Origin of the sequence: Rhodovulum sp. HP10 (genome assembly GCF_047553435.1) — a bacterium.
Taxonomy (GTDB): Bacteria; Pseudomonadota; Alphaproteobacteria; order Rhodobacterales; family Rhodobacteraceae; genus Rhodovulum.
The window spans coordinates 3,144,154-3,158,218 of sequence record NZ_CP180201.1 but is presented as its reverse complement, the minus strand read 5'-3'; the positions used below and the strand labels follow the sequence as shown (position 1 = coordinate 3,158,218).

The window sequence follows — 14,065 nt, the reverse complement described above, 5'->3', positions numbered from 1 at the left end:
GGGCAAGGAAGCGTGCTCATGCCACAAGGCCCAGACAAGAAGTTCCCGGATCCAGAAGGCGCAGGAGCTATTGATTTCAATCTCTTGGGGGAATCAGGCCCCGCGGGAGCGGGATCGACCCTATCCTGGCTTTCCGAAGCCCAGATGGAACGCCTGACGCCGCTCCTGCCCAAGAGCCATGCCCCCTCGCGTCGATGATTTGCATGTACCGAGCGCAACAATATTAATCGATCTCAATGGCTTGCGGTGGTGCAGCGCGCCCCGAGAATACAGCCATGCGAAAACCCTCTACAACCTTTGGGAGCATTGGAGCGACAATGGTGTCTTTGCCCGGATCATGACGACGCGGGCTCCGAAGAAGCCGAACACAAGACGATCATGATCTACGTCAACAGGCGAATGCCCTGCATTCAAACACGCCTGCGCAGGTCTCTGAAAGCCAATCCTGCGACCTCGGGCCTACGGATCAAAAATGGGGCGAGAGCGTCAGATGGGACACCGGACAGGCAGCATGACCACCAGAGTGCACGCCGCCAGCGATACAAAAACGCCAGCCGGTCCAGCTTTTCATGACGGCCGGACAGGTGAGCGATGACAAGGGCGCGGCGGCGCCTCCGGCGCAGCTGCCGAAGGCTGATTGGTTCGAGGAAGCCTTGAAAGACAAAGACATACGAACCTGCATCCCGGATCGAAAGAGACGAATGAAGATCGTCTGATATGACAGGCGTCGTTACAAACGGCGCAACCGCATCGAAATCATGTTCGGTCGCCTCAAGGACTGGCGCCGCCTCACCACACGATACGACCGCTGCCCGGAGGCCTTCTTCTCTGCCATCCGGCTCGCCGCAGTCGTCATCTTCTGGATAGGGTCAAGAAAGAGCCCCCCCTACCCTCAGCCCTCGCTCGGATCACCACCGTCATCTATTGGTCCGGAATCCTGTCCCGAGGTTGAATACTGTTCCGGCAGCAGATTTCTCGAAATGGGAAAGCAAAGCAGATACCAAATTTCACAACGCATTGTTCAGATTGACCTTCTGCCGGAAATTGCGAATGCGATTGCGCTTTGCGGGGTGCGGATGGCGACGTTCCGCCTGTTTCCCCTTTGAATTCAGTCGAGCACAAACCGAGCTTTGAGCGCTGCTCATGTCCATGTTAAGCGAATGCCATTGATGGGTTCAGGGGTGTTTCATGACGGGAACCGATTTTGATGCCGAGATAGACGCGGTTCTCGGTCCTGCACCCGACGATTTCATACCGATTCCGGACGCCGTGATACGGCGATGGACCGGCCGACTGCCGAATGCCCTGATCCGGATCTGGACCACACGCGGTTTCGCGTCTCTGGCCGGAGGGCGGCTGCATCTGGCAGACCCGGCGCGTCTCGCGGGGCTCATGTCCCACATCTTCGAGACCGATCCCGACCTGGGTGGCAGCACCCATGCCATCGCTTACGGAGATCTCGGCGAGCTTGTGCTCTGGTCGGAACGCCATGGTTACGGTTTTCTCATGCCGACACTGGCCGCACTCGAGATGCCGAACCTGACGGGGTCGGAGACCATGCCGCCGGATCAGCAATTCATCGAATACGTCCTCCGGATGCCGCCAGAGCTCATCGAGGCCTTCGACCCCGAACAGCAGATGGTTCACGCGCGCCTCGTCGAAAGGCTCGGCCCGTTGCCTCTGGGCATGATCTACGGCACGACGCCTGTGCCGCCCCCGGCCGGGGGAACGCCGGTCGAGCGTTACGTGGTGGCCGAGGTCGAGGACTGGCAGGAGGCGGTCTACACCGAGATGCGGATAAGTCTTGTCGACTGGTCGCGCACATCCCCTCAGATCAGGTTCATCGGGGACGGCCTCCCCGGACAGCCGAAAGGAAACGGTTCGAAATGACAGTGCCTTCATCCGGTTCCGGACTATTTTGTGCCAGTCTCCTGATCTTCTTCTGTCCGGCGAATGCGGTCGAGGCCGTAGAGAGCCTGACGCTCGGCTTCGGCAGTGACAGCACATCGCCGGTCGTCGTCACGCATTTTTCCATCGAACAGCCCCTGAAGCCGGTCTCGCCGTTCATCGCGGCCAGCGAGGCGGAACGCCGCCTGCCGCGCATGGCGGGTACGAATGTGCTCAGCGTTCCGCAGGACAGGCACCGGGACGGGGTCTGGAGCCTGTCGGCGCAATGGGTCGAGCTTCCCACCGGAAAATCCTGGCGCGCCAGCGTCGAGATCCCGATCCGCGAACTGACCATCGCCTTTGATGCCTATGAACTGGCCGTTCTCTTCGGTCCCAATGGCGAACTGACGATCGGATCGGACCGGGTCGGGCGATCGCCGTCCGATCGGCGGGATGTCATCACGGTCTGCGGGGAGCGGGTTCCCGCAGCGGACAAGGACTGGAAGGCGCAGACGGGCTACTTCCCCGAACTGCCTTATGTGATGAAGTTCAGCCATCAGGACTATCTCGCCGGTCTTGAGGCCGCGAAATGTCCCTCTCCCATAGGGGAATGACATGGGGCTGATGGATATCGACACCGCAGCCTCCGCCGCCGCCGGAAGGGCTCCGGACGGAGAGACCGGCAATCTCGTGCAATCCTGCCCGAAAACGATACTGGAAATCGGGGTCTTCTTCGATGGCACGTTGAACAATCGTTTCAACGTGCTGGCGGCCAATCGTGCCGATGGGAGCTATCGGAATGCGCTTTCGAACCCGGCGCTGCTTTACGATCTCTACAAGCGCGGGACGAAATACGACGAGCCAAATGCCTGCGGCGGGGCCGCAAGAAGCTTCTGGTCGATCTATGTCGAGGGCCCCGGATCGAACCGCGGCGAAGAAGACGACATGACCGGATACGCCTTCGGGCAAGGACGCAAAAGTGGCGTCGAGGCGCGAGTACTTTCAGGCTTCAGGCAGGTGCTGCGGCAGATCGGCCGGATGGGCGGCCCGCCGGCGCTGGAGAAGGTGGTGATCGACGTCTTCGGCTTCAGCCGGGGTGCCGCCGCCGCGCGGCACTTCGTCAACAGCATTCGCGCCGGTCGCGCGGTCTATGACCCATGGGGGATCGGGGATTACGAGGAAACGCTGCCCAGGGGGCTGACGGTCGAGCTGCGTTTCGTCGGCATCTTCGATACGGTGGCCGCGATCGGCACGGCGACGGATGACGACAACGATCCGCTGAACATCCACCTTCGCAGCGATCAGGTCACCCACCGCATCTATCACCTCACCGCAGGGGACGAATATCGCAGGAACTTCCGCCTGAACCGGAACCTGCCCGGCGGCGGGGACAGTTTCGAATTGCCCGGCGCCCATTCTGACGTGGGCGGCGGCTACCGGGATCCGGGTGATCTGGCCCCGCTGGAAAGCACCCGGCGCAGGATGTTCTCCTCACGCGAAGAGGCCGAGGCGGCGCGCAGTGCCGAATTGCCCGACGATTTCGCCGAGCTGCGACAGATCTTCGTCCGCGAAGGCTGGATTTCCCCGGATGAAACCGAAGGCGGTGTTGTCCGTGACCTCTCGCCCATCGAGGAAAGCGTCGTGGTCGTGCGGTACGGGCTCGAGACCTTCAGGCGCCACCTGTTTTCCTATGACGAGAGGATCTTTCTCGACCGCCCATGGGTGCAGCTTGGCCTGTCGCGCATCGCGCTTCACATGATGCACGAAGCCGCGGCAGATCATGTCGAGGGCGCCCTCCTGGATCTGCCGACCGAGAACGAGGATTACCGCATTCCCGAAGCCCTGGGACCCTATGAGGCCAGGATCCGGAGCGGCAGCCTGACCGGCCAGGAGCGGGCCTTCGTGCTGCGAAACTTCGGCCATGTCTCGATGAAGGGAGGGGCTTCCCTGAGCGGGGAACGGCTAGGCCATGCCCCCGAAGAGGATCACGTCCGTATCGAGTATCCGAACCGCCCGGGGCTGGCCGTCTGATCTCAGGCCTTGCCTTCAATCAGGCCGATCTGGTCCGTCAGGCGCCGCATCTTGTCGGCTTCGGGATGGGGCATCTCCAGAATGCGCCGCAGCTCGCCGGTCGGGTCCGTGCGCTCGAAGGGACCGGCGCAGTGAAGGTCCCAGGCGGCAAGCCGAAAGGCATTCCGCTTCTGGCGGATCCCGAATTCCCGTGCCCGCCCCACCGACCTGCGCAGGCCGCGCCGCAGGTCCTCGATTGCCAGCGCGCCGGTCTCGGCCGGAAAGGTCTCGGCCATGAGCCGTTCCATCTCGATCAGATCGTCCTCGACGCGGGCCCCGCGGATCGCCGCCAGCTCCGCGGCATCGAGGGTGAAGGCCGGGCGCGGGCTTGGCACGTCCGCACGCGATACAGGTCCCATATCCTCGACCTTAAGACCGTCCCGTCGCGGATCGGGGATCAGGAAGGCCTCGATCTGTCCGGTCTCGCGCGGAAAGAACCAGGGCGCGCGCCGGGCGGGCGATGTCAGCGCCTGAAAGTAGCTGGCGGCGGCGGCGGGCTCCCAGAACCGGAAGAAGAAGGCGGTGCCGTCTATGCTCACACGCAGGAACCTGCGCAGATGCTTGCGGAGCGCCCCGGCCGTCATTCCGGTTTCGATCAGGATCCCGGGCCGCTTGCGCCACATCGCCCAGTACAGGTCGCCATCGTCGAGAAAATGCCGCAGCAGATCGCTGTCGCCTTCGAGCCGCACCAGATAGGGGGCCGCATCGGCAAGAGTTTCCGCCGCCGCCCCCTGGAACAGGCAAAGCGGCTCGTATCCGCGCCCCTCGAGCCGGTCGACCAGGCCGGGCAGACGGGCCGCATCCAGAAGCGCGAAGGTGGACCCCGACGCCGCGAGGTGCCTTTGCAGATCGCCCCTTGAAATGAGACTCGTCCGAGACATTGAGCGCGATCTCCCCTTTGCCGCAAAGATCATCAAACTGTCCCCGGAGCATGCGCGGATCCGACGAAAGTGGAAAGCCTCATGACACTTCAGGAGGGGATGCGGATCGTGAAGCCAGACCATGTGCGCAGTTAAAAGATCGACCGCGATGCCAGCCGGCGCTCCGGCAGTCGCTCAGGGCCAGCCACCGATGCGAGCGCGCCAATGAGCTCCGGACATCCGGGGCGGGGAGAATAAGCTCCCATTGACGCGCCCGGAAAAGAGCGGCCACAGGCCGCAAAGGCGGCTTTGCCCCGAGGGGAAACGATCCGAAGAGAGGAGGGGCGGTCTTGCCCCTCCCCGCCATTCGCCGAATTCAGCCGGCGATCTCGATCACGGCCCGCCCGTCGATCTGACCCTTGTGCATCTTCTCGAAGACGCTGTTGACGTCTTCCAGCTTCACCGGGTTGATGATCGACTTGACCTTGCCATGCCCGGCAAAATCCAGTGCCTCCTGAAGATCGAGGCGGGTTCCCACGATCGAGCCCCGCACGGTGATCCCCGCCAGCACCATGTCGAAGACCGAGATCGGGAAAGAGCCCGGCGGCAAGCCGTTCATCGCGATCGTGCCGCCGCGGCGGACCATGTTCTCGGCCTGCTCGAAGGCCTTGAGACTGACGGCCGTGACAAGAACGCCATGTGCCCCGCCATCGGTCTCCTTCTTGATCTTGGCGGCCGCGTCTTCCGTGGCGGCATTGGCCGTCAGCGTGGCGCCGAGATTTCGGGCCAGTTCCAGCTTGTGATCGTCGACATCGACGGCAGCGACGTTGAAGCCCATCGCCTTGGCATATTGCACGGCCAGGTGGCCGAGGCCGCCGATCCCGGAGATGACGACCCAGTTGCCGGGCCGGGCACCGGTCACCTTGAGGCCCTTGTAGACCGTCACCCCGGCACAGAGGATCGGGGCGATTTCGGTGAAGCCGACATTGTCCGGCAGATGTCCGACATAATTGGGGTCGGCCACGACATATTCGGCGAAACCGCCATTCACCGAATAGCCGGTATTCTGCTGCGACTCGCACAGGGTCTCCCAGCCGCCCACGCAATGCTCGCAATGCCCGCAGGCCGTGTAGAGCCACGGGATGCCGACCCGATCGCCCTCCTTGACCCGGGTGACGCCCGCGCCGACGGCGGAGACATAGCCGACGCCTTCATGACCCGGAATGAAAGGCGGCTTCGGCTTGACGGGCCAGTCCCCCTCGGCCGCGTGAAGATCGGTATGGCAGATGCCCGAGGCCCGGATCGCGACCTGGATCTGTCCCGGCCCCGGCTCGGGAACAGGCACCTCATCCAGGCTCAGAGGTTTGCCGAATTCACGCACGACGGCGGCCTTCATGGTCTTCGCCATTGTCTTCCTCCCTTGGATCTATCTGGAAAAGGGGCCCGCCGACCGTCCGGCCGGCCGGGCCCGCGTCGGTGTCCCGGTCAGAAAAAGCCGAGCTTCTTGGGATTGTAGCTGACCAGCAGATTCTTCGTCTGCTGGTAGTGGTCGAGCATCATCGAATGGGTCTCGCGCCCGATCCCGGACTGCTTGTAGCCCCCGAACGCGGCATGGGCCGGATAGGCGTGGTAGCAATTGGTCCAGACGCGTCCGGCCTGGATGTTGCGGCCGAAATGGTAGCAGCGGTTCATGTCGCGGCTCCACACGCCCGAGCCCAGGCCGTAAAGCGTGTCATTGGCGATATGCAGCGCTTCTTCCTCGTCCTTGAAGGTCGTCACCGACACGACGGGGCCGAAGATCTCCTCCTGGAAGATGCGCATCCTGTTATTGCCGTGGAAAACGGTCGGCTGGACGAAATAGCCCCCTTCCAACTCGCCGCCGAGATGGCTGCGCGCGCCGCCAACCAGCATTTCGGCGCCTTCCTCCTGGCCGATATCGATATAGGAGAGGATCTTCTCGAGCTGTTCGCTCGAGGCCTGCGCCCCGATCATCGTCTCCGGGTCGAGTGGATGGCCCTGCTTGATCGCCTTCACGCGCTCCAGGGCCCGCTCCATGAAGCGATCGTAGATCGACTCCTGGATCAGCGCGCGCGACGGGCAGGTGCAGACCTCGCCATTGTTGAGGGCGAACATCACGAAGCCTTCGACGGCCTTGTCGAAGAAATCGTCATCTTCCGCGCAGACGTCGTCGAAGAAGATGTTCGGCGACTTGCCGCCAAGCTCGAGCGTCACCGGAATGAGGTTCTGGCTGGCATATTGCATGATCAGCCGACCGGTCGAGGTCTCGCCGGTGAAGGCGATCTTCGCGATGCGCTTCGAGGACGCGAGGGGCTTGCCGGCCTCGAGCCCGAAGCCGTTGACCACGTTCAGGACGCCCTCGGGCAGAAGGTCGCCGATGATGTCCATCAGCACCATGATCGAGGCGGGCGTCTGCTCGGCCGGCTTCAGCACCACGCAATTGCCCGCGGCAAGGGCCGGGGCGAGCTTCCAGACCGCCATGAGGATCGGGAAATTCCACGGGATGATCTGGCCGACGACCCCCAGCGGCTCGTGGAAATGGTAGGCGATCGTTTCATGATCGATTTCGGAAAGCGTGCCTTCCTGCGCCCGCACGCAGCCGGCGAAATAGCGGAAGTGATCGATCGCAAGCGGCAGGTCCGCGGCCTTGGTTTCCCGGATCGGCTTGCCGTTATCCCAGGTCTCGGCCGTGGCAAGCAGATCGAGATTTTCCTCCATCCTGTCGGCGATGCGATTGAGGATATAGGCCCTCTGGGCGACATTGGTCTTGCCCCAGGCGTCCTTTGCCGCATGGGCCGCGTCCAGGGCCGCCTCGATGTCTGCCGCCTCGGAGCGCGCGACCTCGCACAGCGTCTTGCCGGTAATCGGGGTGACATTGTCGAAATAGCGCCCCGACTTCGGCGCCACCCATTTGCCGCCGATGTAATTGTCGTAACGCGCGGCGAAAGGCGGCCTTGTCTGGTCGAAGGACCGTTCCAGTTTATTCATGGCTGTTCTCCCTTTGCGGGCGCCCCTGACAACGCAAAAGCGTTTCCTCCCGGGCGCATCCCGGACAACAGGATCGATGGCGCCCGGAGATCTGTCAGCCCCCGTCCGGCCGGAGAGAGAGGGCATCTGTCGCAGAAATGCGACAGGACGCCGCGGGATCTCGTGTCACCGCCTCCGGCCGTTTCGCAGCGGGTTTGCGATGGCCGAGTTTCCGGTGGAAGGTCGCCCGCGAGATGCCCAGGATGCGCGCCGCCGCCGAGACATTGCCGCCGGTACGGGCGAGAGCGCGGGCCAGCACGGCGCGCTCTGCGTCCTCCAGGCTCTCGACACCGGGGATGCTCAGAAGATCGGAGGCCGGCACCGGCGCCCTGGCGAGGTCGCCCTTGAGGCCCAATGTCACCCGCGCGCTGTGGGAGGCGCCGATGGCAAGGTCGTCGGCATCCACGGCGACGAGCGCCCCCGGATTGTGCTCCAGCCCCGGGAGGGCCAGGATCCGCGCATGGGCAAAGCTGCGGCGGAAGGCTTCGGCCTCGATCCGCCGGGCCGCCTCGCGCACGCTCAGGGCGATGAGCCCGCCGAAGGTCTCGGTAAGATCGGTGCGACAGGACGAGACGTCGAGAACGCCGGCAAGCTCGCCATTATGGTCATGGATCGGCGCCGCCATGCAGCCGAGGGCTCCGTTGCGGGCAAAGAAATGCTGGTTGCGGTGCACGGTGACGGGGCGGCGCTCGATGGCGCAGGTGCCGATGCCGTTGGTGCCTTCGGTGGCTTCGCTCCACAATGCACCCGGCCACAATCCCCATTCCTCGAAGGTCGCATCGTCGCCGGCCTCGCCACGACGCTCGACCGGCACGCCGTCGCTGTCGGCGAGAAGCACGCAGCAGCCCGCGGCGCGGACGGCGCTGAAAAGCTGATCGAGACTGGCTCCGGCCGCGCGAATCCATGGTTCCATCCGCTCGCGCACATTGGCGAATTCGGCTTCGGTCAGCCGATGCGGCGGTTTCCTGTTGGCGGGATCAAGCCCGTAAAGGCGCGCTGACCGGCTCCAGGACGCCACCATCGGCGACCGGGCCGCGTTGCCCGCCGCAATTGCGGAATGAACGACATCGACGTGGGCACAAGTCTCGGACATCCCGAATTTCCTCCCATGGGTGTTCGATGCGCATCGCCTTGTTTGTTATGTCTGGCTTTTCTGACACATCGTCCGATTTAGACTTCCTGCTTGCTCCTTGGTTCTGCGGGGCACGAAGCGGGCCCTCTGCGAAGGGGCCCCCGGGCGATTGACGCGCCTTCTGGTGCTTGCCTGAACTGAAGTATCCGCTGAATGTGCTTTTCAGCGCAAGAGCTGCCACTCTGCGCCTGTCCGCATCGGTGACATCGCCGGCTGAGAAACGAAGGCGCACACCTCTCGCCGCCCCTTGTTCGTGCGGCGGGGCAGGTCAGGCAGCGGAACGAGCCGCGGCTGGCCAGGCGACCGGTTTGATCGCGCGCCATGTCGAGCCTGCCCCTGGCCGCCTGTCCGGCGATCCGGAACGCGTCGGGCGGAACCGTCTCGGGCGGATAGAGATCGGCGATGCCTCAAACGAAAAAGCGGCCCGCCGCTAAGCAGAAAACCGATGTCCGGGCGTCTTCGGCCGCCACCCCCGCCGCCTCGGCCAGCCCGTGCAGGCAGGCGGTTGCCGCAGAGAGACGCAGGTTCGGCACATCGCGCCCCCCCCAATCCCCGGCCCATGGACGTGGCAGCTCAAGCCGCCCCCGTATCGACGCGGCCAAAGCGCATGGGCTTCGCAGACCCGCAGGCCTTCGCTCCCGCGCAGCCGACCGTTCGAGCTGCGCGAGGGAGCGTCTTCGCCTAAACGCATGACGAGCCTCTGGCACATCGCCCGGAGCCGGGCGGCATCGTCGAGCGCTATGACGTCCTCGCGGCGGCACGGCCCAGAAATATGGCCGGACCCCGACCGCAGCGAGGCCGCCCACGAGCATCCGACGGGGATCGGACGGGGATCGGGAGGGTCGCATGCCATCGGCATTGACCGGCACGAAGGCGGCCTCGGCAATCTCGAGCCCGGCGCGCTCGAAAGACCGGCGATGCACGATCCTGCAGCGGGATCGGTCAGGGCGGCACGAGACCGGACCTCCCGCCCTCGGCCAGACCGGGATCGGAATCGGGGCTTTGCCCGAGGCCTCAGATCGGGGGAAAGCCCGCCTCGAGACCCGGCGGGGCCGCGATCGCCGGCAAGGCCCCATCTCCAGGCCGTCTCCTGCGGGCGCCCGCGCCCGCCAGAGCAAGACAGAAGGAAACGTCCCGCATCCGGCGACAGGATCCTGGCGGGGCGCGGAAGATCAGATCCCACCGACCGGATTGGCAAGGGCAAGGCGCGGCCCGGATGCCCTCCGGTCCTGTCCGAGAGAGGGCCCCGGATCTCGCCCTGATCCCGGCGGCGGGGCGGCCGGAAAAAGCCGCTTCTGCGACAACGCCCCCTCGGGGTGCGGGCCCACGGGTGCTTGCAGCACTCGCCTCAATCGTTAGGCTGCGCCAAGACGCGCAACCGCCGCCGCGCTCCGGCCCGAGGGCCACGCGGCAGCGCCGCCCCCGCCAGGACAGGTCATGGAAGGCTTTCTGCTAAACGCCACGCTCTACCTGCTGTGCATCGTGCTTGCGGTGCCTCTGGCCACGCGGCTGGGACTGGGCTCGGTGCTGGGCTATCTGCTGATCGGGCTGATGCTGGGCCCGGTGCTGGGCCTTGTCGGCGCCGAGATGGAGACGCTGCGCCATGTCTCGGAAATCGGCGTGGTGATGATGCTGTTCCTGATCGGGCTCGAGCTCGATCCGCGCGCGCTCTGGGCGATGCGCGACAAGCTGATCGGCATGGGCGGGTTGCAGGTGCTGCTCACCGTGGCGCTGGTCACCGCCGCCGCCACGGCCTTCGGCCAGACCTGGCAATCGGCGCTGGCGATGGGGATGATCTTCTCGCTGTCCTCGACCGCCATCGTGCTGCAGACCCTGACCGAGAAGAAGCTGATGAACACCCCCGGCGGGCGCAGCGCCTTCTCGGTGCTTCTGATGCAGGACATCGCAGTCATCCCGATGCTGGCGATCATGCCCTTCCTCGCCTCGCCCGAGACCCGCGCGGCCGGTGCCGAGGGCGGCCATGGCGCGATGCATCTGATCGGGAGCCTGCCGGCCTGGGGGGTGACGCTGGTCACGCTGGGTGCAGTCGCGGGCACGGTGCTGGCCGGCCATTACCTGGTGCGCCCGCTCTACCGCTATGTGCAGGCGGCGCGGCTGCGCGAGCTGAACACGGCAATGGCGCTGGTGATCGTGGCGGGCATCGCCTCGCTGATGCTGATGGTGGGGCTCTCGCCCGCGCTGGGCACCTTCCTTGCCGGCGTGGTGCTGGCCAATTCGGAATTCCGCCACGAGCTGGAAAGCTCGATCGAGCCGTTCAAGGGCCTGCTGCTGGGGCTGTTCTTCATCACCGTCGGCGCGGGCATGGATTTCTCGGTATTCTGGGCCGCGCCGATCCTGTTGCCGGTCTATGTGACGGGCCTCGTGATGATCAAGGTGGCCGTGCTTTACGGGCTTGCCATGGCATTCCGGCTCGATCGGTCGAACCGCTGGCTGTTCACGTTGGGGCTCGCGCAGGCGGGCGAGTTCGGCTTCGTGCTGGTGGGCTTTGCCTCGACCCAGCGGATCATGCCGCCCGAGATCGTCACCATGTCGAGCCTGGTCATCGCGCTGTCGATGCTGATCACGCCCGCGCTCTTCATCCTGCATGACGTGATCGCGAAGGTGCTGCAGAGACGCGGCGGCGCCCGGCCCGCGGCGGATCAGATCGACGAGATCCATCCCGTCATCATCGCCGGGATCGACCGGTTCGGACTGACGGTGAACCGGATGATCGCGCTGACCGGCGGCAAGACCACCGCCATCGACGACGATCTGCGGGCGGTGCGGCGGGTGCGCAAGCTGGGCTTCAAGGCCTATTACGGCGACGCGACCCGGCCCGCTCTGCTGGCCTCGGCCGGCATCGACACCGCCGAGGTGCTGGTCGTGTGCATCGGCGATGCCCAGGCCGCGACCACGCTGGTGCGCTATGCCCGGCGGATCCGGCCCGATCTGTTCATCATCGCCCGCGCCCGCGACCGCGAACATGTCTTCGAGCTTTACCGTGCCGGCGCCGACGAGACCGTGCGCGAGGTCTATGACAGCGCGCTGCGCTGCGGGCGGCAGGTGCTCGAACGCTCGGGACTGTCCGCCTATGAGGCAGAGAATGCCGAACGCACACTGGTCACCTTCGACCGCACCGCGCTGCGCGACCTGGCCAAGGTCTGGCGCCCCGGCGTGCCGCTCGAGGACAATGCCGATTACATCGAGCTGAACCGGCGGCTGCAGGCCGATCTGGAACATGCCTTCGCCGAGACCCTGCTGCACGAGGCGCCGCCGCCCCGGAGCCAGACCGAACCGACCTCTCCCGCCGACATCCTGGCCGAGGCCGATGGCAATCCCGAACGCCAGACCGGCGGCAGCGGGACCTGAAGGCCATGCCCCATGCCGGGCCCCAGAGCTGACCCCGCATCGCAGCGGTCGCCGGGCACCGTGACGCAGGGTGTCCCGCTTGCCGGGGTTTACGCAGGCCCCCCGACGCGCGCAGGATCGAAGCAGGTTCCGGCGTGGCGCGCGCGCCCGGGCAATACCCAGACCTGCGGAGGCAGACCTTGATCAACCCGCTTTACGACCGGCTCTTCGGCCGCCATGCTGGGCGCGAGACGCCCTTCCTGCATCTGCCCGACGGGCGCAGCCTGACCCATGCGGCCTTTCTGGCGCTGGCCGCGCGCCATGCCCATGCCCTGAACGCCTTCGGGCTCGGCCCCGGCGACCGGCTGGCGGTGCAGGTCGAGAAATCGGCAGAGGCGCTGGCGCTTTATGCCGCCTGCCTGCAGGCGGGGGTGATCTTCCTGCCGCTCAACACCGCTTATACCCCGGCCGAGCTTGCCTATTTCATCGGCGACAGCGGCGCCCGGCTGGTCATCTGCGATGGCCGCCGGATGGGCGAACTTGTGCCGGGGGCCGAGGCCGCGGGCGCCCGCGTCGCCACGCTGAATGCCGATGGCAGCGGCAGCTTCGCGGTGATCGCGGCGACGAAATCCGAGACCTTTCCCACCGTGGCGCGCGCGCCCGACGATCTGGCCGCGCTGCTTTACACCTCGGGCACCACCGGGCGTTCGAAAGGGGCGATGCTGAGCCAGCAAAACCTGCTGTCGAATGCCGAGGTGCTGACCGAGGCCTGGCGCTTTACCGAGGCCGATGTGCTCCTGCATGCACTGCCGATCTTCCACACCCATGGCCTGTTCGTGGCGACCAACATCATGCTGCTGGCGGGCGGCGCGATGATCCTGCTGCCGAAATTCGACACCGAAGCGGTGATCGCCGCCCTGCCGCGCGCCACCGCCATGATGGGGGTCCCAACCTTCTATACCCGGCTGCTGGGCGATCCGCGGTTCGACCGCGCGCTCTGCGCCCATATCCGGCTGTTCGTCTCGGGCAGCGCGCCGCTTCTGGCCGAGACCCACCGCGCCTTCGAGGCCCGCACCGGACAGCGCATCCTCGAACGCTACGGCATGACGGAAACCAACATGTCGACCTCGAACCCCTATGACGGAGAGCGGATCGCGGGCACCGTCGGCCTGCCGCTGCCGGGCGTCGAGCTTCGGATCGCCGATCCCGACACCCGGGCCGAGCTGCCGCAGGGCGAGATCGGCCAGATCGAGGTGCGGGGACCCAATGTCTTTCAGGGCTACTGGCAGATGCCCGAGAAGACCCGCGAAGAGCTGTGCGAGGACGGCTTCTTCCTGACCGGCGATCTCGGGACGGTGGATGCCAGGGGCTATGTCCGGATCGTCGGCCGGGCCAAGGACCTGATCATCTCGGGCGGGCTCAACGTCTACCCGAAAGAGATCGAGGAGGAGCTCGACGCCCAGCCCGGCGTGCTGGAAAGCGCGGTGATCGGTGTGCCGCATCCAGATCTGGGCGAGGCGGTGCTGGCAGTGCTGGTTCCCGCGCCGGGCGAAACGCCCGACCTCCCGGCCATTGCCGGGGCGCTTGCCACGCGGCTTGCGGGCTTCAAGCGGCCGAAGCGGCTCGAGCTGATCGGGGCACTGCCCCGCAACGCCATGGGCAAGGTTCAGAAGGCCGCGCTGCGCAAAACCTATCGCGACAGCTTCGCCTGAGCGGCCGGACG

General features: G+C 65.5%; 9 protein-coding genes and 1 pseudogene. 6 read left to right on the top strand and 4 right to left on the bottom strand.

Annotation, left to right across the window (positions count from 1 at the left end):
• Window positions 1–144 precede the first annotated feature (144 nt).
• The 4 genes and pseudogenes from ACK8CO_RS14815 to ACK8CO_RS14800 all read left to right on the top strand — a co-directional run.
• Window positions 145–866, top strand: a pseudogene (locus tag ACK8CO_RS14815) (IS5 family transposase); the annotation flags it as partial.
• 322 nt (window positions 867–1,188) lie between these two features.
• Window positions 1,189–1,890 carry a GAD-like domain-containing protein gene (locus ACK8CO_RS14810; protein WP_414897118.1) on the top strand — a complete coding sequence of 234 codons (702 nt, stop codon included), beginning with the start codon at window positions 1,189–1,191 and terminating at the stop codon, window positions 1,888–1,890.
• Window positions 1,887–2,501 carry a hypothetical protein gene (locus tag ACK8CO_RS14805; protein ID WP_414897117.1) on the top strand — a complete coding sequence of 205 codons (615 nt, stop codon included), beginning with the start codon at window positions 1,887–1,889 and terminating at the stop codon, window positions 2,499–2,501. Before ACK8CO_RS14810 ends, ACK8CO_RS14805 begins: the two co-directional genes overlap by 4 nt.
• Window position 2,502: 1 nt before the next feature.
• Entirely contained in the window at window positions 2,503–3,918 is a 1,416-nt protein-coding gene (locus tag ACK8CO_RS14800; protein ID WP_414897116.1) for a phospholipase effector Tle1 domain-containing protein, read from the top strand.
• 2 nt (window positions 3,919–3,920) lie between these two features.
• Here the strand turns inward: ACK8CO_RS14800 and ACK8CO_RS14795 are convergent, their stop codons facing one another.
• From ACK8CO_RS14795 to ACK8CO_RS14780, 4 genes are all read right to left on the bottom strand, one after another.
• Window positions 3,921–4,838, bottom strand: coding sequence for a DUF4123 domain-containing protein (locus ACK8CO_RS14795; protein ID WP_414897115.1), 918 nt, complete (start codon window positions 4,836–4,838; stop codon window positions 3,921–3,923).
• Window positions 4,839–5,193: 355 nt separating this feature from the next.
• Window positions 5,194–6,225 (bottom strand): alcohol dehydrogenase AdhP, encoded by a 1,032-nt coding sequence (gene adhP, locus ACK8CO_RS14790; RefSeq protein ID WP_414897114.1) that lies wholly within the window; start codon window positions 6,223–6,225, stop codon window positions 5,194–5,196.
• A gap of 77 nt (window positions 6,226–6,302) precedes the next feature.
• Entirely contained in the window at window positions 6,303–7,823 is a 1,521-nt protein-coding gene (adh, locus tag ACK8CO_RS14785) for an aldehyde dehydrogenase (RefSeq protein WP_080617142.1), read from the bottom strand.
• Window positions 7,824–7,917: 94 nt separating this feature from the next.
• Window positions 7,918–8,955, bottom strand: coding sequence for a GAF domain-containing protein (locus ACK8CO_RS14780; RefSeq protein WP_080617143.1), 1,038 nt, complete (start codon window positions 8,953–8,955; stop codon window positions 7,918–7,920).
• Window positions 8,956–10,431: 1,476 nt separating this feature from the next.
• On the opposite strand from ACK8CO_RS14780, the gene ACK8CO_RS14775 reads away from it, so the two are divergent.
• Together ACK8CO_RS14775 and ACK8CO_RS14770 are read left to right on the top strand one after the other, a co-directional pair.
• Window positions 10,432–12,363: a monovalent cation:proton antiporter-2 (CPA2) family protein gene (locus ACK8CO_RS14775; protein ID WP_414897113.1), complete on the top strand. Its 1,932-nt coding sequence runs from the start codon at window positions 10,432–10,434 to the stop codon at window positions 12,361–12,363.
• 179 nt (window positions 12,364–12,542) lie between these two features.
• Window positions 12,543–14,054, top strand: coding sequence for a malonate--CoA ligase (locus ACK8CO_RS14770; RefSeq protein ID WP_414897112.1), 1,512 nt, complete (start codon window positions 12,543–12,545; stop codon window positions 14,052–14,054).
• The last annotated feature ends 11 nt before the right edge of the window (window positions 14,055–14,065 follow it).